At 64.1% G+C, this 21,588-nt stretch carries 22 protein-coding genes and 3 pseudogenes; 10 read left to right on the top strand and 15 right to left on the bottom strand.

All coding sequences use genetic code 11. The features are described 5' to 3' along the window. Positions 1 to 167 precede the first annotated feature (167 nt). A pseudogene (locus ACVWYI_RS01950) lies at positions 168 to 798 on the top strand (cytochrome b/b6 domain-containing protein). Positions 799 to 812: 14 nt separating this feature from the next. After that, complete coding sequence (locus ACVWYI_RS01945; RefSeq protein ID WP_456661072.1) at positions 813 to 1,595, top strand: molybdopterin-dependent oxidoreductase; 783 nt, start codon at positions 813 to 815, stop codon at positions 1,593 to 1,595. 10 nt (positions 1,596 to 1,605) lie between these two features. Here ACVWYI_RS01945 and ACVWYI_RS01940 read toward each other — a convergent pair. After that, positions 1,606 to 2,839, bottom strand: a pseudogene (locus tag ACVWYI_RS01940) (YbfB/YjiJ family MFS transporter). Positions 2,840 to 2,995: 156 nt separating this feature from the next. On the opposite strand from ACVWYI_RS01940, the gene leuB reads away from it, so the two are divergent. Then, positions 2,996 to 4,108 (top strand): 3-isopropylmalate dehydrogenase, encoded by a 1,113-nt coding sequence (gene leuB / locus ACVWYI_RS01935; RefSeq protein ID WP_456661071.1) that lies wholly within the window; start codon positions 2,996 to 2,998, stop codon positions 4,106 to 4,108. 99 nt (positions 4,109 to 4,207) lie between these two features. Here the strand turns inward: leuB and ACVWYI_RS01930 are convergent, their stop codons facing one another. Both ACVWYI_RS01930 and ACVWYI_RS01925 read right to left on the bottom strand, forming a co-directional pair. Beyond that, a complete protein-coding gene (locus tag ACVWYI_RS01930; RefSeq protein WP_247344536.1) occupies positions 4,208 to 4,585 on the bottom strand; it encodes a hypothetical protein in 378 nt (125 codons plus the stop codon). Between the two features lie 156 nt (positions 4,586 to 4,741). Then, complete coding sequence (locus ACVWYI_RS01925) at positions 4,742 to 5,530, bottom strand: hypothetical protein (protein ID WP_456661070.1); 789 nt, start codon at positions 5,528 to 5,530, stop codon at positions 4,742 to 4,744. 116 nt (positions 5,531 to 5,646) lie between these two features. Between ACVWYI_RS01925 and ACVWYI_RS01920 the strand changes: the two genes are divergently transcribed. Beyond that, positions 5,647 to 6,681: an aspartate-semialdehyde dehydrogenase gene (locus ACVWYI_RS01920; protein ID WP_247344531.1), complete on the top strand. Its 1,035-nt coding sequence runs from the start codon at positions 5,647 to 5,649 to the stop codon at positions 6,679 to 6,681. A gap of 81 nt (positions 6,682 to 6,762) precedes the next feature. Here ACVWYI_RS01920 and ACVWYI_RS01915 read toward each other — a convergent pair whose 3' ends face one another. Further along, positions 6,763 to 7,407: a carbonic anhydrase gene (locus ACVWYI_RS01915; protein ID WP_247444113.1), complete on the bottom strand. Its 645-nt coding sequence runs from the start codon at positions 7,405 to 7,407 to the stop codon at positions 6,763 to 6,765. Between the two features lie 111 nt (positions 7,408 to 7,518). Here ACVWYI_RS01915 and ACVWYI_RS01910 point away from each other — a divergent pair, with 111 nt between their 5' ends. Then, complete coding sequence (locus tag ACVWYI_RS01910) at positions 7,519 to 8,406, top strand: HpcH/HpaI aldolase/citrate lyase family protein (RefSeq protein ID WP_456661069.1); 888 nt, start codon at positions 7,519 to 7,521, stop codon at positions 8,404 to 8,406. 17 nt (positions 8,407 to 8,423) lie between these two features. Here ACVWYI_RS01910 and ACVWYI_RS01905 read toward each other — a convergent pair whose 3' ends face one another. Beyond that, positions 8,424 to 8,942: a hypothetical protein gene (locus ACVWYI_RS01905; RefSeq protein WP_456661068.1), complete on the bottom strand. Its 519-nt coding sequence runs from the start codon at positions 8,940 to 8,942 to the stop codon at positions 8,424 to 8,426. Positions 8,943 to 9,290: 348 nt separating this feature from the next. Here ACVWYI_RS01905 and ACVWYI_RS01900 point away from each other — a divergent pair, with 348 nt between their 5' ends. Next, positions 9,291 to 10,406, top strand: coding sequence for an MFS transporter (locus ACVWYI_RS01900; protein WP_456661067.1), 1,116 nt, complete (start codon positions 9,291 to 9,293; stop codon positions 10,404 to 10,406). Between the two features lie 229 nt (positions 10,407 to 10,635). On the opposite strand, the gene ACVWYI_RS01895 is transcribed toward ACVWYI_RS01900, so the two are convergent. The 3 genes from ACVWYI_RS01895 to ACVWYI_RS01885 form a co-directional block, all read right to left on the bottom strand. Then, entirely contained in the window at positions 10,636 to 11,421 is a 786-nt protein-coding gene (locus tag ACVWYI_RS01895; protein WP_456661066.1) for a hypothetical protein, read from the bottom strand. 80 nt (positions 11,422 to 11,501) lie between these two features. Further along, positions 11,502 to 12,107 carry a 3-isopropylmalate dehydratase small subunit gene (gene leuD, locus ACVWYI_RS01890; protein ID WP_092027938.1) on the bottom strand — a complete coding sequence of 202 codons (606 nt, stop codon included), beginning with the start codon at positions 12,105 to 12,107 and terminating at the stop codon, positions 11,502 to 11,504. 90 nt (positions 12,108 to 12,197) lie between these two features. Beyond that, positions 12,198 to 12,599 (bottom strand): metallopeptidase family protein, encoded by a 402-nt coding sequence (locus tag ACVWYI_RS01885; protein WP_247444108.1) that lies wholly within the window; start codon positions 12,597 to 12,599, stop codon positions 12,198 to 12,200. A 155-nt stretch (positions 12,600 to 12,754) separates the two neighbouring features. Between ACVWYI_RS01885 and ACVWYI_RS01880 the strand changes: the two genes are divergently transcribed. The 3 genes from ACVWYI_RS01880 (at position 12,755) to ACVWYI_RS01870 (ending at position 14,073) form a co-directional block, all read left to right on the top strand. Next, a complete protein-coding gene (locus ACVWYI_RS01880) occupies positions 12,755 to 13,036 on the top strand; it encodes a hypothetical protein (RefSeq protein WP_247344596.1) in 282 nt (93 codons plus the stop codon). Positions 13,037 to 13,087: 51 nt separating this feature from the next. Further along, positions 13,088 to 13,354: a hypothetical protein gene (locus ACVWYI_RS01875; RefSeq protein ID WP_456661065.1), complete on the top strand. Its 267-nt coding sequence runs from the start codon at positions 13,088 to 13,090 to the stop codon at positions 13,352 to 13,354. A 152-nt stretch (positions 13,355 to 13,506) separates the two neighbouring features. Next, positions 13,507 to 14,073 (top strand): hypothetical protein, encoded by a 567-nt coding sequence (locus ACVWYI_RS01870; RefSeq protein WP_456651999.1) that lies wholly within the window; start codon positions 13,507 to 13,509, stop codon positions 14,071 to 14,073. Between the two features lie 54 nt (positions 14,074 to 14,127). On the opposite strand, the gene ACVWYI_RS01865 is transcribed toward ACVWYI_RS01870, so the two are convergent. The 7 genes and pseudogenes from ACVWYI_RS01865 to ffh all read right to left on the bottom strand — a co-directional run bounded on the left by ACVWYI_RS01865 (position 14,128) and on the right by ffh (position 20,148). Further along, entirely contained in the window at positions 14,128 to 14,337 is a 210-nt protein-coding gene (locus ACVWYI_RS01865; protein WP_247344503.1) for a hypothetical protein, read from the bottom strand. Between the two features lie 94 nt (positions 14,338 to 14,431). Continuing rightward, positions 14,432 to 15,838 (bottom strand): 3-isopropylmalate dehydratase large subunit, encoded by a 1,407-nt coding sequence (gene leuC / locus ACVWYI_RS01860; protein WP_456661064.1) that lies wholly within the window; start codon positions 15,836 to 15,838, stop codon positions 14,432 to 14,434. 441 nt (positions 15,839 to 16,279) lie between these two features. Next, entirely contained in the window at positions 16,280 to 16,663 is a 384-nt protein-coding gene (rplS, locus tag ACVWYI_RS01855) for a 50S ribosomal protein L19 (protein WP_247344496.1), read from the bottom strand. A gap of 108 nt (positions 16,664 to 16,771) precedes the next feature. Further along, positions 16,772 to 17,527: a tRNA (guanosine(37)-N1)-methyltransferase TrmD gene (gene trmD, locus ACVWYI_RS01850; RefSeq protein WP_456661063.1), complete on the bottom strand. Its 756-nt coding sequence runs from the start codon at positions 17,525 to 17,527 to the stop codon at positions 16,772 to 16,774. Between the two features lie 115 nt (positions 17,528 to 17,642). Next, positions 17,643 to 18,173, bottom strand: coding sequence for a ribosome maturation factor RimM (rimM, locus tag ACVWYI_RS01845; RefSeq protein ID WP_456661062.1), 531 nt, complete (start codon positions 18,171 to 18,173; stop codon positions 17,643 to 17,645). 9 nt (positions 18,174 to 18,182) lie between these two features. Continuing rightward, a pseudogene (gene rpsP / locus ACVWYI_RS01840) lies at positions 18,183 to 18,516 on the bottom strand (30S ribosomal protein S16). 84 nt (positions 18,517 to 18,600) lie between these two features. Continuing rightward, complete coding sequence (ffh, locus tag ACVWYI_RS01835; RefSeq protein WP_456661061.1) at positions 18,601 to 20,148, bottom strand: signal recognition particle protein; 1,548 nt, start codon at positions 20,146 to 20,148, stop codon at positions 18,601 to 18,603. A gap of 330 nt (positions 20,149 to 20,478) precedes the next feature. On the opposite strand from ffh, the gene ACVWYI_RS01830 reads away from it, so the two are divergent. Continuing rightward, positions 20,479 to 21,543, top strand: a complete 1,065-nt coding sequence (locus tag ACVWYI_RS01830) for an MBL fold metallo-hydrolase (RefSeq protein WP_456661060.1) — start codon at positions 20,479 to 20,481, stop codon at positions 21,541 to 21,543. The last annotated feature ends 45 nt before the right edge of the window (positions 21,544 to 21,588 follow it).

The raw sequence follows: 21,588 nt of genomic DNA, 5'->3' as shown, positions 1-21,588 counted from the left end.
CTTCATCCCCGAACCGGATGCGACGAAAAAGCGAGCCGGGGATACCCGGCTCGCTTTATTGTGACCACTATAGATCGCCGGTATCGATTCGATGTCGGACAGGGCGTAACGAAAGCGGAAGCATCGGCGTATAATTGCTGTCAGACGATGTTCAGGACGGAACCATCATGTCGAGCCTCACAGTCACCGATGAGCAGGTCAGCGCCGCCCCGGCCAAAGTAATCCAGCCGGCCTGGGTCCGGGTCATGCACTGGATCAACGCCCTCGCCATGATTCTGATGATCTTGTCGGGTTGGCAGATCTACAACGCCCTCGCCGCTGTTCGGCTTCAGCTTTCCCCGCGACTACACGCTCGGCGGCTGGCTCGCCGGCGGCCTGCTCTGGCATTTTGCGGCGATGTGGCTGTTGATGATCAACGGCCTCGCCTATCTCGTCACCGGTTTCGCCACCGGCCGCTTCCGCAAGAAACTGCTGCCGATCACCCCGTCCGGCGTGCTTCACGATGTCAGGGCGGCGCTGACCTTCAAGCTCGGCCATGCCGATCTCACCGTCTACAATTACGTCCAGCGCGTGCTCTATGCCGGCATCATCGTGGTCGGCGTGCTGATCGTGCTGTCGGGTCTGTCGATGTGGAAGCCGGTGCAACTGCATTGGCTGGTCATGCTGTTCGGCGACTATCCGACCGCGCGCTACATCCATTTCTTCTGCATGGCCGCGATCTGCGCCTTCCTCGTCATTCACGTTGTGCTCGCGCTGCTGGTGCCGAAGAGCCTGCGCGCGATGATCATCGGCCGTTGAGCGGAGCAAGAACCATGGCAAAACGCTCATTCCTGATCCCCGGCGTCGACAAGCGGCTGCTGATCAAGGACTCCCTCAAGACGATGCCTGATGTCAGCCGTCGCCGCTTCATCGCGGGCGGCGCCAGCTTGGGGGCGCTGACGCTGCTCACCGGCTGCGACGTGATCGACTCGTCCTCCGCCGAGGAGATGCTCAAGACGGTTTCGAAATTCAACGACGCCGTGCAGGATTTCATCTTCAATCCCGACGCGCTGGCGCCGACATTCCCCGAGAGCGCGATCACCAAGCCGTTTCCGTTCAACGCCTATTACGATCTCGACGACGCGCCGGATGTCGACGGCTCCGACTGGAAGCTCGAAGTCCGCGGCCTCGTCGACAACAAGAAGTCGTGGACGTTTCCGGAGTTGTACAAGCTGCCGCAGGTCACGCAGATCACCCGTCACATTTGTGTCGAGGGCTGGAGCGCGATCGGCAGCTGGACCGGCACGCCGTTGCGCGACTTCCTCAAGCTGATCGGTGCCGACACGCGCGCAAAGTACGTCTGGTTCCAGTGCGCCGACAAGGACGGCTACAATTCTCCGCTCGACATGCGTACCGCGCTGCATCCGCAGAGCCAGATGACGTTCAAATACGCCAACGAGATCTTGCCGCGCGCTTATGGGTTTCCGATGAAGATCCGCGTGCCGACCAAGCTCGGCTTCAAGAACCCGAAATACGTCGTGTCGATGGAAGTCACCAACGACTACAAGGGCGGCTATTGGGAAGACCAAGGGTATAATTCGTTCAGCGGGAGCTAGTCACGCTGTCCTACGGCACCGAGCCCTTCGGCCCCACCTTGCGCTGGCACAGCGCCGCAACCGCACCCAACGCCAGCAGCGCCGCCGACACATTCAGCGCGTAACTCAAGCTCCCCAGCGCATCCGTGATCGCGCCGACCACGATCGGGCCGAGCGTCTGGCCGACGCCGAACGAGATCGTCATCGCCGCGATCGCGGTCGGCCACACCTCGGGCGGGATAGTTGAAGCGCACGAAGGCGGTGGTCGAGCCGACCACGGCGAAGAAGGCGACGCCGAACACGACGGCGGAGACCGCGAGCCATGCCGGCGAATGCCCGAGCATCGGCAGGGCGGCGCCGAGCGCGTTGGTGCCGAGGATGATGGCGGTGGCAAGTCCGCCGCGATCGAGCGCGAGCACGCCGCGCCAGGCCCACGGCGTGACGAAGGCGCTGAGACCGATCAACCCCCAGAATGCCGCCTGCGCCGCGGGGCCGCCGCCGCCGTCGCGCACATAGGCGATCATGAAGGTCATGTAGGCGATGTAGCCCGCGCCGAACAGGAAGTAGCCGGCGAGATAGATCAGCACGGGAACAATCGCGAAGGCGGCGTGACCGCCTTGCGAGAAACGCACTCCGCTCTCGATGCGGACCAGGAACAGCGGCACGGTCATCACGACGGACAGCAGCGTCAGCGCCCACCACACGATCCACCACGAGCCTGGCCCGAAATATTGCAGTGTGAACGGGGCGATCAGGCCCGAGGCGAGAATGCCGATGCCCGGCCCGGCATAGAACAGGCTGAGGAGGAAATTGGCCCGTAGCGGGCGCGATTGCGCGATCGAAGCGGCCAGCGCGCCTCCGGCGACGAAACCGGCGGCGGCACCGAAGCCGAGCACGAGACGCGCCAGGCTCAATGCAACGAAATTCCCGGTCAGGGCGCAAGTCGCAAGCGCGGCGACGCAGGCCAGGGTTCCGCCGCGGATCGCGGCCGCCCAGCCGACGCGCTGGATCAGCCGGGACGCCACAAGCGCGCCCGCGAGATAGCCGACGGCGTTGATGGTGTTCATGAAACCGGCCGCCGAGTAGGACCAGCCGAGGTCTTCCCGCATGTCCGGCAGCACCAGGGCATAGGCAAAGCGGCCGATGCCGAGCCCGACCGTCGCAGCCAGCGACAGGGTCAGGATCAGCCGCGCGGGATGGGCGTCGGGTGGAGGGCGGCGGTCTTGAGCAAAACAGTCTTGGGCGGGCAAGGGGTACTCCGGCATGCGCAGTGTGGCAGGCCCTGCCTGCGTTGCACAGCCGCGAGGCGGCAATGGTGTCTTGCCAAGCGCGCAACGCCGCTCTAGCACTCCGGCCGAAATTCAAGAGCGCCGTCATGCCCGGCCTTGTGCCGGGCCATGACGAAACGGAGGAAGAACGTCATGGCGACCCACAAATTGCTGCTGCTTCCCGGCGACGGTATCGGCCCCGAAGTGATGGGCGAGGTGAAGCGGCTGGTCGACTGGCTCAATTCGGCCGGGATCGCCAGGTTCGAGACCGATACCGGCCTGGTCGGCGGTTCGGCCTATGACGCGCACAAGGTGTCGATCTCGGAAGACGACATGGCCAAGGCCAGGGACGCGGACGCGATCATCTTCGGCGCGGTCGGCGGCCCGAAATGGGACGCGGTGCCCTACGAGGTGCGCCCCGAAGCCGGCCTGCTGCGCCTGCGCAAGGATCTCGCCCTGTTCGCCAACCTCCGGCCGGCGGTGTGCTATCCGGCGCTGGCGGATGCCTCGAGCCTGAAGCGCGAAGCCGTCGAGGGCCTCGACATCGTGATCGTGCGCGAGCTCACCGGCGGCGTCTATTTCGGCGAGCCCAAGACCATCACCGATCTCGGCAACGGCCAGAAGCGTGCCATCGATACTCAGGTCTACGACACCTATGAGATCGAGCGCATCGCCCGCGTCGCCTTCGAGCTTGCGAAGAAGCGCAAGAACAAGGTGACGTCGATGGAGAAGCGCAACGTCATGAAGTCGGGCGTGCTCTGGAACGAGGTCATGACCCAGGTCCACAAGCGCGAATACCCTGATGTCACGCTCGAGCACCAGCTCGCCGATTCCGGCGGCATGATGCTGGTGAAGGCGCCGAAGCAGTTCGACGTCATCGTCACCGACAATCTGTTCGGCGATATGCTGTCCGACATCGCCGCTATGCTGACGGGTTCGCTCGGCATGCTGCCCTCGGCCTCGCTCGGCGAGGTCGATGTCAAGAGCAAGAAGCGCAAGGCGCTGTACGAGCCCGTGCACGGCTCGGCGCCCGATATCGCAGGCCAGGGTCTCGCCAATCCGATCGCGATGATCTCGTCCTTCGGCATGGCGCTGCGCTATTCCTTCGACATGGGTGATCTCGCCGACAAGGTCGATGCCGCGATCGCGGCCGTGCTGGCCAGCGGCCTGCGCACCGCCGACATCAAGTCGGACGGCACCACAGCCGCCTCGACCACCCAGATGGGCGAAGCGATCTTGAAGGAATTGCAGAAGCTGCACGCTTAGAGTCGTAGCCCGGGTTGCGCTTCGAAATCCGGGCTACACCACAAACTAAAATGGCCGGGCGCGAGCCCGGCCATTTTGATTCATGTCGATAATTCCGCCTCAGTACAGCGGGAAATTCCGCGGATACCCGCCAACATCCGACGGGGTGCTGAGCGGCTGGCGATCGATTGGACGGGTGTTGTTCTCGCGCGCGAACGTCGGGAGACCGTTCTCCGGCGGAAACGCATAGTCGGAGAACTTGCGGTCGCCCGGATTGACCTCGGTGCCACCGTCGAGCCAGGAGCGCTTGCTCACATAGAGGCGAGTGCGGCCCTGCTGATAGACGGTGTTGGGGCCGCTCGGTCCGTAATAATGCCGGCCGCGATCGTCATAGCGCTTGGGCTTGGTGTCGGCCGAGGCCGGCGTCGCGAGGCTCATGGCAACCACGGCGCCTGCCGCGAGCCACGTCGCCAATTTGGCAGAGAATTTCGAGCTCATCACGTCCCCTTCAGGCGGCAAGCCGCCAGTCGATATCATCCCATACTAGCCCGGCCGGGGCGGCCGCAACTAGGTCTATTGGGTCACACCAGCGCGGAATAATCGTGCGCGTTGGCAAAAGTTGCATGAATACCAGCCACTTGAGCTTGATGCCGGTCAGAGCGCTCCGCGCAATTGTGCGTTCGCGGCACCCAGCAGCCAGTCCGACGAACCCTGGGAAGTGCAAGCGCGGCGCTTCAGCTCCGCATGGGCGAACAATTCGGCCAGCTTCGGCTCGTTGCCCGAGGTCAGTAGCGTCAGCCGGTTCAACGTGCAGGCGATCGCCGCGCGCCGCTCGGGCAGGGTATCGCCCTGGCAGGAGAAGCCGGAGATCTGGAGCGCTGGCTCCTCGCTGCGCTTGAGGTAGCCGAGGCAGGACGATGTGCCCACTGCTGTGCCCGTTGGTCGGAACAGGGCGACATGGCCGAATTTGGTGTCGATCAGGCCGGCCTGCTCAAGCGGGGTCGCGGTGCCCAGTCCCATCTGGACGGCCAGGTCCGCGGTTGCCGGACGCGCCACGTCAAATTCGTCGCCTTCCCGGTAAATTTCGAGCTCGGCCATGGGCTTGTTCGCCTCGCTCGCCCAGCGCATCACGTCCCTGCGGCCGCCTTCGGGATGCCTGAGGATGGTGTAGGCTCCTGTTTTTTCTGACGAATCGAGCCGGCTGAGGGCGAAGGCCGGATGCGAGCGGTCGGCTACGCTCCAACCCGGCTTCACCGCCGGCCCATCGTCGCGGAGCTCAGGCAGCTGGCCGAGTGCCGCAAGCCCGAGGATGGCAAACAGCACCAAAGCCCCCACATAGACGAACAGACGCGCCAGCGTGCCGACGATCTCGTCGGCGAAGGCTGCGAGCGCCAATTGGATTTGGGTGGGGGTTGCGGCCGTGCTGGCCTCAGGCGACTGCATCCACGGCCTTCAGGCATGGTCCAACGTTGTCTTGAGGCCGGTTCTCGCATAGAAGCGCTGCTCTTCCTGTTTAAGCCTCAGCTTCAGGAAAGAGCTTTTTCGTCGGAGAGTGAACGATGGGTTACAAAGTCGCAGTCGTCGGCGCGACCGGCAATGTCGGACGGGAAATGCTCAACATCCTCGATGAGCGCAAATTCCCCGCGGACGAGGTGGTGGCCCTGGCGTCACGCCGCAGCATGGGCGTCGAGGTCTCCTACGGCGACCGCACGCTGAAGGTCAAAGCGCTCGAGCATTACGACTTCTCCGACGTCGACATCTGCCTGATGTCGGCGGGCGGCGAGGTGTCGAAGGAATGGTCGCCGAAGATCGGCGCCGCCGGCACGGTCGTGATCGACAATTCCTCGGCCTGGCGCATGGATCCGGACGTGCCGTTGATCGTGCCGGAAGTGAATGCGGACGCGACCGCGGGCTTCAAGAAGAAGAACATCATCGCCAACCCGAACTGCTCGACCGCGCAGCTCGTGGTCGCGCTCAAGCCCTTGCACGACAAGGCGACCATCAAGCGCGTGGTGGTCTCGACCTATCAATCGGTGTCGGGCGCCGGCAAGGATGCGATGGACGAACTGTTCTCGCAGACCAAGGCCGTCTACACCAACCAGGAGCTGGTCAATAAGAAGTTTCCCACGCGCATCGCCTTCAACGTCATCCCCCAGATCGACGTCTTCATGGAGGACGGCTACACCAAGGAAGAGTGGAAGATGATGGCGGAGACCAAGAAGATTCTTGATCCCAAGATCAAGCTCTCCGCGACCTGCGTGCGCGTGCCGGTTTTCGTCGGCCATTCCGAGGCCGTCAACATCGAGTTCGAGAACCCGATCACCGCGGATGAAGCGCGCGACATCCTGCGCAAGGCGCCCGGCTGTCTTGTCATCGACAAGCATGAGCCCGGCGGCTACGCTACGCCGTACGAAGCGGCCGGCGAGGACGCCACCTATATCAGCCGCATCCGCGAGGACGCGACGGTGGAGAACGGTCTCGTGCTGTGGTGCGTGTCGGACAATCTGCGCAAGGGCGCCGCGCTCAATGCGATTCAGATCGCCGAAGTCCTGATCAACCGCAAGCTGATCAGCGCGAAGAAAAAGGCGGCGTAAGCGCGGGATCCCACCATCTTTCCAAGATGACGAAAGAAGTGGTGGGCACGCTTCGCTTTGCCCACCCTAAGAAGGGCGATTTCAAGCCACGCTTCGCGCGTTCTTGAATTCCTTCGCGTCCTTGTCCAGCACGAACAGCGACCCTTCCGCGACGCCGAAATAGGCGCCGTGGGTCTGCATCTGGCCGGCATCGACGGCCTTCTGCACGAACGGGAAGGTCATCAGGTTTTCGAGGCTGCGGAACACCGCGGCCTTCTCGATGCGCTCGACGAATTGCGCCATGGTTTCGTGGTCGCGCTGCTCCACGACTTCGCCGGGCTTGATGAACATCTGCATCCATTTGCCGATGAAGTCGCCAGGCGTGAGCGGCTCGATCTTGTCGACGAAAGCGCGGATGCCGCCGCATTGTGCGTGCCCGAGCACCACGATGTGCTTCACCTTCAGCACCGTCACGGCATATTCCAGCGCCGCAGAGACGCCGTGCGCGTTGCCGTCGGGCTGATACACCGGCACCAGATTGGCGATGTTGCGGACCACGAAGAGTTCGCCCGGGCCGACGTCGAAGATCACTTCGGGCGAGACGCGGCTATCGCAGCAGCCGATCACCATCACTTCCGGGAACTGCCCCTTCACCGACAGCTCGCGGTAGCGGGTCTGCTCGGTCGGCAGCCGCTGGGTCGCGAAGGCCTTGTAGCCTTCCAGCAAGTGCTCTGGGAATGTGTTCATGGCCTATGCCTAATCATATACCGCAGGAGCGAACAAGCCTTTCGAATAGGCAGTCCAGATGCTATCGGCTTCGGTCGGAAGTGAGACGAGGAAACCGGAAGGAACGCTTGCATGACCCGCCCGCGCCGCAGCCATCTGTTCATGCCCGGCTCCAACCCCCGCGCGCTGGAAAAGGCGCGCAATCTCGCCGCCGATGGCCTGATCCTCGATCTGGAAGACTCCGTCGCGCCTGATGCGAAGGCATTGGCGCGCGACGGGATCGCTGCCGCGATCGCGGCCAAAGGGTTCGGCAAGCGCGAGATCCTGATCCGGACCAACGGCCTCGACACGACTTGGTGGGCCGACGATTTCGCGATGGCGGCCAAGGCCTCGCCCGACGGCATCCTGGTCCCGAAGGTCTCCAGCGTCGAGGACCTCGACACGATCGGCCGCCGTCTCGCCGAGCTCGGTGCGGCGCCGACCGTAAAAGTCTGGGCCATGATCGAGACCGCGCGCGCGGTGCTGCATGCGGAGGAACTGGCTGCCGCCGGGCGCGATCCCAAGAGGCGCCTGTCAGGCTTCGTGTTCGGCCCGAACGACATTTCGCGCGAGACGCGGATCAAGATGCTGCCGGGCCGCGCCGCGATGATCCCGATGATCACCCATTGCATCCTGGCAACCCGCGCCCACGGCCTCGAAATCCTCGACGGTCCCTACAGCGACATCGCCAATTCCGACGGCTTCGCCACCGAATGTGCGCAAGCGCGCGATCTCGGTTTTGACGGCAAGACGCTGATTCATCCGTCGCAGATCGACGCCTGCAACGCGATCTTCACGCCGCCCGAGGAGGAAGTCGCGCGCGCGAGAAAGATCATCGCGGCGTTCGAATTGCCGGAGAACGTCTCGCGCGGCGCGATCCGTCTCGATGGCGCCATGGTGGAGCGCCTGCACGCCGACATGGCGCGGCGCACGATCGAGATCGCGGATGCGATCGCCGCGATGAGCAAGGGTCAGGGCTAGGGCGCGTACCGCATCAGCTAGTCGCGGTATCGGCAGAACTCGTCCCCGTTTTCGTATTCGAGACAGGTCTTTACGCGAGGACGAGGCCGGACTTCGTGGTAATTGCGGCCTTCGCTCCGATTCGCAGAGCCATATCCGGGGCCGCGATCCATATCATCATCGTCGCGCCGCCAATTTCGTCCCGTGGTCTGATGATCCTCATCCCGGTCCATCATGCGTCCCATCTGGCGCTGACGCATGCGGTCCATGTCCATGCGGTCCTCGCCACGCTGCCGCGTCGTCCAATCTCGATTGATCCGCGTGTCTTCGGCGCTGCGGCGGTCTTGGTCGCGGGATTGGTCCGACTGCTGAGGTGTGCGGTCCGGCTGAGTTGGGGTGTTTTGGGTTTGGGATTGGCCCGACTGTTGGGGGGTGCGATCAGGGCCAGCTTGGCTGGAAGATTGGTTCGTATCCGGCGTCGTCTGCTGAGCAGACGCGGTGACGGGAACGAAGCCAGAGAGCAGGAACAGGACGGTTGCTAAGTCTGAACGGCGCATGATCTCACCTCGCGAGTTTGCTGTCTAACCGCGTGGCTCAGCTTTTGTTCTTAGTCATCTTCGCCTTTCGGCCGCGATCGGTTTTGACGGCAAGACGCTGATTCATCCGTCGCAGATCGACGCCTGCAACGCGATCTTCGCGGACGCGATCGCAGCGACGAGCAAGCCGTAGCTCAGCCTCCTCGGCGCTTCCATACAATGGGCGCGGGTCCCTTGGGGAACCGACGCCGTCATCGGCCGTTGCTTTGCATCGAGCGGCTGGGACAATCGGAGCCCCGCCTTGGCGCGGGCCATCGCCGCATGCGCATTTGGCAAGGAAGTTCGCCGGCCTTCACCTTCGTGTTCACCATGGGCATCGTCAATCTGTTCGGCGATGTCACCTATGAGGGCGGCGGCAGCATCAATGGCCCGTTCATGGCGACGCTGGGGGCGAGCGCCGCCGTGGTCAGCATCACCGCCGGCGCGGGAGAGTTTCTTGGCTATGCGCTGCGGCCCTTCTCCGGACACCTTGCCGACAAGAGCGGGCGCTATTGGCTCATCACCTTCATTGGCTATGGCATCAACCTGATTGCGGTGCCTGCGATGGCGGTTGCAGGAAACTGGCAGGTCGCCGCTTTGTTGGTGCTGGCCGAGCGTGTCGGGCGCGCGATCCGCAAGCCGACGGTCGAGGCGATGATCTCGTACACGACCGGCGAACTCGGCAAGGGGTGGGTTTACGGTCTCAACACCGCGCTCGACGAGGTCGGAGCTACGATCGGACCGCTCATGATTGCCGCCGTCCTTTTCTGGAATGGCAGCTATCAGCTGGGCTATCTGCTGCTGCTGATTCCGGCGTTGCTTGCATTCCTGTCGCTCGCTGTGGCGCGCGCCGGCTTTCCCGTGCCTTCGAAGCTCGAGCAGGGTCAGACCGCTTCGGCCGGTGATTTCTCGCCTGCCTTCTGGGGCTACATGATCGCAGGCGCACTCTTTGCTGCCGGCCTTATGAGCTTTGAGCTGATCTCGTATCATTTCGATCGAACGCACGTCGTGACCGGGCAGTGGATACCTGTCTTCCTCGCGATCTCCACCGGATGCGGAGTCCTTGTCAGTCTTGCTTTCGGGAAGCTGTTCGATCGCTTCGGGCTACCGGTCGTGCTCGTTGCAGTTCTGCTGTCGGCGACGTTCTCGCCCTTCGTGTTCTTCGGCGGCTTCGGCACGGCGCTTGTGGGCATCGTATTGTGGGGAATCGGCTACGCCACTCAGGACACGCTGCTCAAGGCGCTGGTTGCGACCGTCCTGCCGGAAGGCAGGCGCAACCTTGCCTTCGGTCTGTTCTATGGAGGCTATGGCATTGGCTGGCTGATCGGCAGTGTCGTGACGGGTCTGCTCTATGAGCGCTCGATTCTGGCGCTGGTCATCTTCGCAATCGCCGCGCAGCTTGCATCTTTGCCGATGTTTGTTCTTGCCAGCCGCTTACAGCGTTAGCGGGTCACCGGCGCCGCAATCATCGCTGCCGCGCGTCCGCTCCGCTGGTGTAGAGCAGGCGCCCCGACAAATGACCCGCATCCGTGAGGACGGGCAGCAGGCACAGGAACCCAGCAATGCGCAGGGCAGATTCAGTGCGCCGTGGGTCACCCGATCGAGCGTTTCCAACGTCGACGCATTGGCACAGTAGCCCTGATAGTTCTCCGCCGCGCTGGATCAAACGGCGTGTTCAGCCGAACCGCTCGGCCGCCCACGCGTATAGGCTGCCCGGGATCGGCTTTTCGCCGCCGCGCCCTTTCGGCGAGATGTGCAGGCCGATGATGTCGGGGTCGGTGACGAGGCCGAGATAGTTCGAGGGGTCGAAGAACAGTTTTGGCTCGGCATGCACGGCGTAGAACGACTGCTTCGGCAATGCGCAGCTCAGCTCGCCGGTGCGGCGCGCGAGCGCGGTCAATGCCGCCGGTCCGAAGATCGCGACACGGATGTCGGAGAGGCGGTTCGAACCGCCGCGTAGGCGGCGCACCGCAAAGGTGATGCGATGGCGCAGCGACAGCCAGTCCGGCGTCAGCTCCTCCTGCTCCATCAGCTCCTCAAAGGCGTCGACGATGCCGTGCTCGGCCGGCAGATAGATCACGGAATTGCCGAGCTGGCGCGGCCGCTCCCAGGCGAAGTAGGGTTTTGCCGGATCGATCTCGGCGGGCTTGAGCAGCAGCACGTCAGCGTCGAGCCAGAGACCAAGACCCTTCGCCATCAGCTTCATGCGGAAGAAGTCACTGAACTGAAGCGTGGTCCAGTCGCGCCAGCTTCCATCCGGCTGCGGCGGGCGCAATCGTTCGGAGAACGCGTGCGGCAGGATCGCCTCGGCATCCGCATTGTCGACGCCGGCGGGCAGGCCGGGAATGGTGTCAAAGCTGTAGACCGTGACCTTGTGGCCGGCCGCGAGCTGCGAACGCAGACAGGTCTGGCGCAGGGTGTCCATCGGGCCATGCCAGAAGGTGACGATGTCGGGCAGCATGCGCGAAGCTATACGAGATAATGAGGGCAAAGAAAAAGCCCCGGCGCTGATGGCACCGGGGCTCGTGTAAAAGCTTGCGATCAAGCCCAGGCGCGTTCGCTCTTGAGCTTCTCTTCATAAGTGTCGATCGAGGACTTCTTCTCCATCGTGAGACCAATGTCGTCGAGGCCGTTGATCAGGCAGTGCTTGCGGAACGGGTCGATCTCGAACTTGACCTTGCCGCCGTCGGGTCCGCGGATCTCCTGGTTCGGCAGGTCGATCGTCAGCGTCGCGTTGGCGCCGCGCTCGGCGTCGTCGAACAGCTTGTCGAGGTCTTCCTGGCTGACGCGGATCGGCAGAATGCCGTTCTTGAAGCAGTTGTTGTAGAAGATGTCGCCGAACGACGTCGAGATCACGCAGCGGATGCCGAAATCGAGCAGCGCCCAGGGCGCGTGCTCGCGGCTCGAGCCGCAGCCGAAATTGTCGCCGGCCACCAGCACTTTCGAGGTGCGATAGGCGGGCTGGTTGAGGACGAAATCCGGATTCTCGCTGCCGTCGTCCTTGTAGCGCTGCTCGGAGAAGAGCCCCTTGCCAAGACCGGTGCGCTTGATGGTCTTGAGGTACTGCTTCGGAATGATCATGTCGGTATCGACATTGATGATCTTCAGCGGCGCCGCGACGCCTTCCAGCGTGGTGAACTTGTCCATGGTTGCGCTTTCCCGGGGTGGCTCAGAAGAACCGATATTTATCGCGATCGAGCCCCAAATCCTAGGCCGAATTCGGCAGATCTCGTCTGCTCAACCCGGCTCTTGGGCCTCAATCGCGGCCATATCGTCGTCCGAGAGGCCGAAATGATGGCCGATCTCGTGGATCAGGACGTGGCGGACGATATGGCCGAGGCTCTCGTCGTGCTCGGCCCAGTAATCCAGGATCGGCCGGCGGTAGAGCCAGACCATGTTGGGCAAACGCGCCACGTCGCCAAAACTCTGCTGCGGCAGGCCGACGCCCTGGAACAGGCCGAGCAGGTCGAACTCGCTCTCGCATTCCATCGTGTCCAGGACTTCCTCGGTTGGGAAGTCGTCGACGCGGATGATCACGCCCTCGCAGAGCTTGCGAAATTCCGCCGGCAGGCGCTCGAAGATGTCATGGGCCGTCGCTTCCATCTCGGCCAGCGAAGGCGCTTTCAATTCCGTCCACATGGGCTTCTCATAGCGCGGGTTCCGCGGCGATGCATCCGGCATTATAAGCGCGGCGAGGTTGACGGGCGCCGTCAAAACGGGGAGCGTAGAGCTTCGAATAGGACGTTCAAGTGGGCGGAAAAATGCGAACGAAAACAGCGCTGACGCTACTGTGCATGGGGTTGTTTTCGCAGTTTTGCGTTGGCGCGGAAGCCCAGACCGCGGCCCACGGCATCAGGCTGGCCCAGGCGGCCTCGTCAGACGATGTCCCGCCGCCGCGCAAGCGGCGGCCGGCGCGTCTGCGCGTTACGCCCTACTACACTCCTGACGGCGTCTATCCGCGCTACAACCCCGGTCCCGATGCGGTCCGCGAGTGCAACGCCACCTATGTGCAGGAATACCGCCCCAGCGGCACGGTGATCGTGCCGCATATGAGCTGCTACTGGCGTCGGGGCTGAGTTGGCCGATCCCGCCGGCAGCACCGCATGCGGGCGCAGCAGAGGTCGATCATGACGAGATGGATCGGAGTAGCGGTTGCCCTCGGGCTGATCGTCGCTTTACCCGGCGTCTCCATTGCCGCGACGCAGGATGCCGCGACAAGAAAGGCGTCGGCGTCCGCAACGGACCTCGGTGCGCGGCGTCACGGACGCCATCATGACGCTGTGCGCCGCGTCGCACCTCACGAGCCGCGTTACCACGCGCGGCCTGTCTACTACCGCCCTTATCCTTACGGCGTGCCCGCACCGTTCGTGCTCAGCTTCGGGCCGTGGTGGTGACGTCGCAGCACGACGCCGGGAACATCGTTCATTCATGAGGCATTCACGTCGCCGTCCCTAATTTAATCTCGGGAGCGACCGTCAATGAACAGCGCAGACGCACGGCGCGAACGAGCGTCGCAACTCCGCTGTCCAGATTCAGGGAGAGATCGATGCTGAGGATATTGGGTCTCAGAGCAAGCCCGATCCGCTTGCTCGGGATTGCGGCCGCCACGACGCTGATGCTGTCGGCCGGGACCACGCGTCGTGCTGAAGCAATGACTCCGATCAATCCGACGGCGTTGCCGGCGGCGAAGGCCGCAAGCGACGACATGATCCAGGTTCGTCACGGCGGCGGTGGCGGCGGTGGACATGGCGGTGGTGGACATGGCGGCGGCTTCCATGGAGGAGGCGGCTTCCACGGTGGCGGAGGACATTTCGGCGGCTTCCGCGGCGGTGGCTTCCGCGGCGGTGGCTTCCACGGTGGTGGCTTCCGCGCCGCGCCCGCCTTTCATGGTGGCGGCTATCGCTACGGCGGAGTTCATCGCTTTGGCGGCTATCACCGTTATGGCGGCTATCGTCCCGCCTACTACGGCCATCGCCATTTCCACCGGCGCTATTACGGCGGCTACTATCCCTATTACAGCTATCCGCGTCGCTGCCGGGTCATCTGGACCTATTACGGCCCGCGCCGCGTCTGCCGCTGGCATCGCTGGCACCATCCGTACCGGTATTGGTAAGCACGATCGAATTGAAAAGGGCGCCTCGGTGGTGCCCTTTTTTCATTCGGTGGCTTAAAGCCAATCCTTCAGCTTCCACGAAGCCGACTTCCAGCGTGTGAGGTTCTCCAGCTTCCACTGCTTGAACATCGCCGGCGGCCAGCGGCTGAGCCTTGAGGTTTCCTCGACCTCGGGTTTGGCGACGATGCGCAGCGGCGCGGTGCGCCGCCGATGCTGGGGCGTCGCCGCGCTGATCAGATCGACATATTCAGGCTTGTTGACCATGAGGCGTGTCCTCGCGAAACCGTCGCGAGGACGCAGTGTCGGCGCTGCCGATTAACGGCGGGTTGCCGCGATCGTTCAAATTGCAGGAAGCGGCTCAGCGCCACTCCCTGATGTCGACGAAGTGACCCGCGATCGCCGCGGCCGCCGCCATCGCCGGCGACACCAGATGGGTGCGGCCCTTGAAGCCCTGGCGGCCCTCGAAATTGCGGTTCGAGGTCGAGGCGCAACGCTCTTCCGGAGCCAGCTTGTCCGGATTCATGGCGAGGCACATCGAGCAACCGGGCTCGCGCCATTCGAAGCCGGCCGTGATGAAGATCTTGTCCAGACCCTCGGCCTCGGCCTGCTCCTTCACGAGGCCGGAGCCCGGCACGACCATGGCGTTGACATGCGCTGAAACGGTCTTGCCTTGCGCAATCTTTGCTGCCGCGCGCAAATCCTCGATGCGGCCGTTGGTGCAGGAGCCGATGAAGATGCGGTCGAGCTTGATGTCGGTGATCTTCGTGCCCGCGGTCAGGCCCATGTACTTCAAGGCGCGGTGCTTCGACAGGCGCTTGGCCTCGTCCGCGATCTTGTCGGGGTCGGGCACGATGCCGGTCACCGAGATCACGTCCTCGGGGCTCGTGCCCCAGGTCACGATCGGCGGCAGCTTGGCGGCGTCGAGGCGCAGCTCATGGTCGAAATGCGCGCCCTCGTCGGAGCGCAGTTTCTCCCAGTAACGCATCGCCGCGTCCCAGGCGGCACCCTTCGGCGCCTTGGGACGATCGCGCAGGAAGTCATAGGCCTTCTGGTCGGGCGCGACCAGGCCGGCGCGCGCGCCGCCTTCGATCGACATGTTGCAGACCGTCATGCGGCCTTCCATGCTGAGCGCACGGATCGCATCGCCGGCGTATTCCAGCACGTAGCCGGTGCCGCCCGCGGTGCCGATCTCGCCGATGATGGCCAGGATGATGTCCTTGCCCGTCACGCCGTCCGGCAATTTGCCGTCGACGGTGACGCGCATGTTCTTCGCCTTCTTCTGGATCAGCGTCTGCGTCGCCAGCACGTGCTCGACCTCGCTCGTGCCGATGCCGTGCGCGAGCGCGCCGAACGCGCCATGCGTCGAGGTGTGGCTGTCACCGCAGACGATGGTGGTGCCGGGCAGCGTAAAACCCTGCTCGGGGCCGATGACGTGGACGACGCCCTGGCGCTTGTCGAACTCGTCGTAATATTCGATGCCGAATTCCCTGGCGTTGTCAGCCAGCGCCTTGATCTGCTCGATGCTCTCCGGATCCGGGTTCGGCTTGGTGCGGTCGGTGGTCGGGACGTTGTGATCGACGACAGCGAGCGTCTTCTCGGGCGCGTGGACCTTGCGTCCGGTGGTGCGCAGGCCTTCGAACGCCTGCGGTGAGGTCACCTCGTGCACCAGATGGCGATCGATATAGAGCAGGCAGGTGCCGTCCTCGGCTTCGTGCACCAGATGGTCGTTCCAGATCTTGTCGTACAATGTGGTCGGCTTGGACATGAGCGTCAGCTCCAGGAATGTTGTGTAGAGCGGGTTGCGCGGGTGGCGCGCGGGGCAACAAAATCGTCAGCGCAGCTTTTAGGCTGCGCGCGTAAGCTCTGACGTTGCCGAGGTCGCGAAGCGCCCGAAGAACCGGCCAGGCAGCCGTGAGCGATCGTCGATGACGATGCGCTTGGCGGACGAGAGGCTGGTCGGATCTGGAAACATTCCAAGAATATATAGCAGGCCGAATTGGAATCGCGAGGGCTTTCAAGGCTCGCGCAAGACATGCCCCTCACCCTGAGGAGCGCGCCTCGGCGCGCGTCTCGAAGGGCGAGGCCACAGGCGGGCCTGCATCCTTCGAGACGCGCTCCTCAGGATGAGGGCGAGACCTGCGAGCAGGGAACAAAAAAGCGCGGGGTTTGGCCCCGCGCTCTCCGAAACTCGCCTGTAAGCGAGAGCTTACTCGTTGACGGCGGTGGCGCGGTCCTGCTTTTTCTCGACGATGCGGGCCGACTTGCCGCGAAGGCTACGGAGATAATAGAGCTTGGCGCGACGCACCTTGCCGCGGCGCACCACCTTGATCGAGTCGATCATCGGCGACATCACCGGGAACACGCGCTCGACGCCCTCGCCGTAGGAAATCTTGCGGACGGTGAAGCTCTCGTTGAGCCCACCGCCGGAGCGGCCGATGCAGACGCCTTCATAGGCCTGCACGCGGGATCGGTCGCCTTCGACCACCTTCACGTTGACGATCACGGTGTCACCCGGTCCGAACTCCGGAATCTCCTTGCCGGCGGCGAGCTTGTCGAATTGCTCTTTTTCAAGCTGTTGGATCAGGTTCATGGGTAAGTCTCCATCGGCGCGCCCAGCCGCAGGACGGGGGCTGCGCGAAATTCGTCTATCCAGCTATTGCGGATGTGGCCGCTCCTATAGGACAAGCCGGAGCGTTTGTCACCCGTCTGTCTTGTTTTTTGGCGTTTTTTGGCGACCGGCCCGATTCGGGGCCTTGCTCGGGATTCGGGCCCACAAATCGGGTCGCCGGGCCGCCGTCAGGGCCTCCGCTTCCGCCCGCCGCCAGCCAGCGACCTTGGCATGGTCGCCTGAGGTCAGGATTTCGGGGATCGGAGTTCCCTCGAACAGCTGCGGACGGGTGTATTGGGGGTATTCGAGCAGGCCGTCCGAAAAGCTTTCCTCGGTTCCCGAGGCTTCCTTGCCCATCACGCCCGGCAGCAGCCGAACGCAGGCGTCTATCAGCGCCAGCGCTGCGATTTCACCCCCGGACAGCACGTAATCGCCGATCGAGACCTCTTCCAGGCCCCGCCCGTCGATCACCCGCTGGTCCACCCCCTCGAACCGCCCGCAAACGATCAGGGGACCCGGACCCTTGGCCAGCGCCAGGACGCGGGCCTGGGTCAATGGCCGACCCCGAGGGCTCATCAGCAGTTTCGGCCGGTCCTGTTCGCTTTTGGCGGCATCGATGGCCGCCGCCAGAACATCGGCCCGGAGCACCATGCCCGGCCCGCCACCGGCCGGGGTGTCGTCGACGCTGCGGTGGCGGTCGGTGGCCGAGGCCCGGATGTCCCGCGCCTCCAGCTCCCAAAGCCCGGACGCCAGCGCCCGGCCGGCCAGGCTCACGCCCAGCGGCCCCGGAAACATCTCCGGAAACAGCGTCAGCACCGTCGCGCGCCAGGGGGAGGAGGTGGTCATCGGATCCTTCGTCGGTCCCGGACAAGCGCAGCGCTGAACCGGGACCCATAATCACCACAGCCAGTTTTGCGACGGCTGGAGCGACCAGCTTAGCCAAAAAAACCACGGCCTGTGGTTATGCGTCCCGGCCTTCGTCCTTGTCCTCGCCCTCGATCTCCTGCGGCAGCGCGATCACGACGCGGCCGCCGGCAAGATCGACCTCGGGCACCACCGCGTTCGTGAACGGCAGCAGCAGCGTCGGGCCTTTGGGTGGAGCGATCTCGATGAGGTCGCCGGCGCCGAAATTATGAATCGCGAGCACGCGGCCGAGCGCGTCGCCGTCAGGGGTGACGGCGGCAAGCCCGATCAGATCGGTGTGGTAATATTCGTCCGCGTCGGTCGCGGGCAGCTTTTCGCGCGCAACGTAGAGCTCGATGCCGTTGAGCCGTTCGGCCTCATCGCGGGTCGTGACGCCCTTGAACGTCGCGACCAGATGATCCTTGGCCTCGCGCGCCTGCGCGACCTGGAACTGGCGCTTGCCGTCCTTGGACGAGAGCAGACCGTAGCGCCTGATGGCAAAGGGATCTTCGGTGAAGGTCCACAGTTTGACGCCGCCGCGCACACCATGCGCGGCGCCGATCCGCGCGACGCAGACCAGCTCCGGCATGGTCTGGCCTTAACCCTTCGCGGCGGCTTCGGCCTGCGCCTTGCGCTCCTTGCGCGGCACGGCCTTCTCCGGATTGTTGCGCGCTTCGCGCTTCTTGACGCCGGCGGCGTCGAGGAAACGCGACACGCGGTCGGGACGGCTGCGCGCCCTTGGCGAGCCAGGCCTTCACCTTGTCCATGTCGAGCTTGAGGCGGGTCTCGTTGTCCTTCGGCAGCAGCGGGTTGAAATAGCCGAGACGCTCGATGAAGCGGCCATCGCGGGGGAAGCGCGAATCGGCGACGACGACGTGATAGACGGGGCGCTTCTTGGTGCCTGCGCGGGCGAGGCGGATAACGACGGACATCTGGTTCTCCTTGAAAGTACGGTTTGTTCGGTTGATCGGTATTTCGCGTTGCGCGGGACACCTACGACCCGTGCGACGAATTCCTCATTTCTTCTTGCCCGGAAATCCGCCGAGGCCCGGAAGCATCGGCTTGCCGCTCAGCCCGGTCAGTCCAGGAACGTTCGGCAGACCGGTGCGCAGACCAGCCGGCAAATCCTTCGGCAGGCTGGGCAGACCTTGTCCGCCGCCACCCTGCATCTTCTCCTGCAGCGCCTTCATCTCTTCCGGCGAAGGCGGCTTCATGCCGCCGCCAAAGCCCATCGCCTGCGCGATGCCGGCGAGCGGGCCGCGCTTGCCCGAACCCATGGCCTTCATCATGTCGGCCATGTTCCGGTGCATCTTGAGCAGCTTGTTGACCTGCTCGACGCTCTGGCCGGAACCTGCGGCGATGCGCTTCTTGCGGCTCGCCTTGAGCAAATCGGGATGACGGCGCTCGTCGCGCGTCATGGAATCGATCACCGCGACCTGGCGCTTCAAAATCTTGTCGTCGATGCCGGCGGCCGCGATCTGGTTCTTCATCTTGGCGATGCCGGGCATCATGCCCATCAGGCCGCTGATGCCGCCCATATTGGCCATCTGCGACAGCTGCTCGCGCATGTCGTTGAGGTCGAACTGACCCTTGCGCATGCGCTCGGCGGTGCGCGCGGCCTTTTCAGCGTCGATGTTGGCGGCGGCGCGTTCGACCAGCGAGACCACGTCGCCCATGCCGAGGATGCGGCCGGCGATACGGTCGGGATGGAAATCCTCCAGCGCATCGGTTTTTTCACCGGTGCCGAGCAGCTTGATCGGCTTGCCCGTGACGGCGCGCATCGACAGCGCGGCGCCGCCGCGGCCGTCGCCGTCCACACGTGTGAGCACGATGCCGGTCAGGCCGACGCGCTCGTCGAAGGCGCGGGCCAGGTTGACGGCGTCCTGGCCGGTGAGGCTGTCTGCCACCAGCAGCACTTCATGCGGATTGGCGGCGGCTTTGATCGCTGCCGCTTCCGCCATCATCTCTTCGTCGAGCGTGGTGCGGCCGGCGGTGTCGAGCAGCACGACGTCGTAGCCGCCGAGCTTGCCGGCCTCCAGCGCACGCTTCGCGATCTGAGCCGGCTGCTGGCCGGCGACGATCGGCAGCGTCGAAATGTCGAGGTCGCGGCCCAGTACGGCCAGCTGCTCCATCGCCGCGGGACGGTAGATGTCGAGCGACGCCATCAGCACCTTGCGCTTGTCGCGCTGGACCATGCGGCGGGCGAGCTTTGCGGTGGTGGTCGTCTTGCCGGAGCCTTGCAGGCCGACCATCATGATCGGCACCGGCGGCACGGAATTGACGTCGATGGTCTGGCTTTCGGCGCCGAGCATGTTGATCAGCTCGTCATGGACGATCTTGACCACCATCTGGCCTGGCGTGACCGACTTGACGACGGTGGCGCCGATCGCTTGCTCGCGGACCCGCTCGGTGAAGCTGCGCACCACTTCGAGCGCGACGTCGGCTTCCAGCAGCGCGCGGCGCACCTCGCGCATCGCGGCGTCGACGTCCTTTTCGGTCAGCGCACCGCGCCCCGTCAGACGATCGAGAATGCCGCCAAGCCGTTCCGACAGATTGTCGAACAATGCCGTTGTCCTTTTTCACCTCTCCCCGCAAGCGCGGGGCGAGGGAGCAGAAAATCCAAACACCTTTACGCCCGAGGGCGCATAGCGCTGTCGGGCGTTGGCCTCTGGCCTCAGGGACCAGTCGGCGGGTCGAAAAGAAAGCCTTTCCGAGAAGTGGCGGGGTTAAACGCCGCTGACGCTCAAAAGTCAAGGAAAGTTAGGGGGGCGGAACGCCTTCGCCAGGGTAAGTCACTGAAAAGATGATTCTTTTGACCGCAGGTTCCTTTTTCTCTGGCCCGGCCCATATGAGGGTGATGTCCGGCCGCTCCGACCAGCCCTGAAGCTTGACCCGTGAAGATCACCCGCCGCCGTCTTTTCGGACTGCTTGCCGGGGCCAGCGCGTTGGTTGGCGTGCCCTCTCTTTGGATGTCCCGCATGAAAACCTATGACGGTCCCGCCTCCGACCATTTCGACGGGCTGACCTTCTTCGATCCGGACGGCGCGCCGCCGAAATCGCTTCGCGAGGTGCTGCGCTGGCAGTTCGGCGGCAAGCGACAGCGCGCGGCCTGGCCGGACTGGGCGCCGAGCCCTCACGCCGATACCCCGCCGGCGCGCGTCGACGGCGACAAGGTGCGGCTCTCCTTCGTCGGCCATGCCAGCTGGCTGATCCAGACCGGCGGCCTCAACATCCTCGTCGATCCCGTCTGGTCGACGCGGGTCTCGCCCGTCAGCTTCGCGGGACCGAAACGGCATAACGATCCCGGCATTGCCTTCGACAAGCTGCCGAAGATCGATATCGTGCTGGTCTCGCACGGCCACTACGACCATCTCGACATCGCGACGCTGTCGCGGCTCGCCAAGAATTTTGCCCCGCGCGTGGTCACCCCGCTCGGCAACGACGTCACGATGCGGAGCACCGATTCCACGCTCAAGGTGGAAGCCTTCGACTGGCACGATCGCGTCGAGCTCGGCGGCGGCATCGCCGTGACGCTGGTGCCGACCCGACACTGGTCGGCGCGCGGCATGTTCGATCGCAACAAGGCGCTGTGGGCGAGTTTCGTGCTGGAGACGCCGGCGGGGAAAATCTACGTCGTCTGCGATTCCGGCTACGGCGATGGCAAGCATTTTCGCCGCGTCGCCGAGAAGTATGGGCCGTTGCGTCTCGCGATCCTCCCGATCGGCGCCTACGAGCCGCGCTGGTTCATGCGCGATCAGCACATGAATCCGGAAGATGCGGTGAAGGCGCTGGCGGATTGCGGCGCGCAAGCCGCGCTGGGGCATCATCACGGCACGTTCCAGCTGACCGATGAGGCAATCGACGCGCCGGCCAAGGCGCTGGTCGAGGCGCTGGATGCAGCAAAGATTCAGCAAGAGCGGTTCGTGGCGATGAAGCCGGGGCAGGTGGTGGAGATTTAACGTCCTGGCAAACCGCTGGTGCCCCGGACGCAGCGCAGCGTCTCT

The organism is Bradyrhizobium sp. LB13.1 (assembly GCF_054056815.1).
This window is presented reverse-complemented; position numbering and strand designations above follow the sequence as displayed.

Bases quoted from the DNA above. Each gene is read 5' to 3' on its own strand.
- ACVWYI_RS01945 (WP_456661072.1), top strand. From the start codon at position 813: ATGGCAAAACGCTCATTCCTGATCCCCGGCGTCGACAAGCGGCTGCTG.
- leuB (WP_456661071.1), top strand. From the start codon at position 2,996: ATGGCGACCCACAAATTGCTGCTGCTTCCCGGCGACGGTATCGGCCCC.
- ACVWYI_RS01930 (WP_247344536.1), bottom strand. From the start codon at position 4,585: ATGAGCTCGAAATTCTCTGCCAAATTGGCGACGTGGCTCGCGGCAGGC.
- ACVWYI_RS01925 (WP_456661070.1), bottom strand. From the start codon at position 5,530: ATGCAGTCGCCTGAGGCCAGCACGGCCGCAACCCCCACCCAAATCCAA.
- ACVWYI_RS01920 (WP_247344531.1), top strand. From the start codon at position 5,647: ATGGGTTACAAAGTCGCAGTCGTCGGCGCGACCGGCAATGTCGGACGG.
- ACVWYI_RS01915 (WP_247444113.1), bottom strand. From the start codon at position 7,407: ATGAACACATTCCCAGAGCACTTGCTGGAAGGCTACAAGGCCTTCGCG.
- ACVWYI_RS01910 (WP_456661069.1), top strand. From the start codon at position 7,519: ATGACCCGCCCGCGCCGCAGCCATCTGTTCATGCCCGGCTCCAACCCC.
- ACVWYI_RS01905 (WP_456661068.1), bottom strand. From the start codon at position 8,942: ATGCGCCGTTCAGACTTAGCAACCGTCCTGTTCCTGCTCTCTGGCTTC.
- ACVWYI_RS01900 (WP_456661067.1), top strand. From the start codon at position 9,291: ATGGGCATCGTCAATCTGTTCGGCGATGTCACCTATGAGGGCGGCGGC.
- ACVWYI_RS01895 (WP_456661066.1), bottom strand. From the start codon at position 11,421: ATGCTGCCCGACATCGTCACCTTCTGGCATGGCCCGATGGACACCCTG.
- leuD (WP_092027938.1), bottom strand. From the start codon at position 12,107: ATGGACAAGTTCACCACGCTGGAAGGCGTCGCGGCGCCGCTGAAGATC.
- ACVWYI_RS01885 (WP_247444108.1), bottom strand. From the start codon at position 12,599: ATGTGGACGGAATTGAAAGCGCCTTCGCTGGCCGAGATGGAAGCGACG.
- ACVWYI_RS01880 (WP_247344596.1), top strand. From the start codon at position 12,755: ATGGGGTTGTTTTCGCAGTTTTGCGTTGGCGCGGAAGCCCAGACCGCG.
- ACVWYI_RS01875 (WP_456661065.1), top strand. From the start codon at position 13,088: ATGACGAGATGGATCGGAGTAGCGGTTGCCCTCGGGCTGATCGTCGCT.
- ACVWYI_RS01870 (WP_456651999.1), top strand. From the start codon at position 13,507: ATGCTGAGGATATTGGGTCTCAGAGCAAGCCCGATCCGCTTGCTCGGG.
- ACVWYI_RS01865 (WP_247344503.1), bottom strand. From the start codon at position 14,337: ATGGTCAACAAGCCTGAATATGTCGATCTGATCAGCGCGGCGACGCCC.
- leuC (WP_456661064.1), bottom strand. From the start codon at position 15,838: ATGTCCAAGCCGACCACATTGTACGACAAGATCTGGAACGACCATCTG.
- rplS (WP_247344496.1), bottom strand. From the start codon at position 16,663: ATGAACCTGATCCAACAGCTTGAAAAAGAGCAATTCGACAAGCTCGCC.
- trmD (WP_456661063.1), bottom strand. From the start codon at position 17,527: ATGACCACCTCCTCCCCCTGGCGCGCGACGGTGCTGACGCTGTTTCCG.
- rimM (WP_456661062.1), bottom strand. From the start codon at position 18,173: ATGCCGGAGCTGGTCTGCGTCGCGCGGATCGGCGCCGCGCATGGTGTG.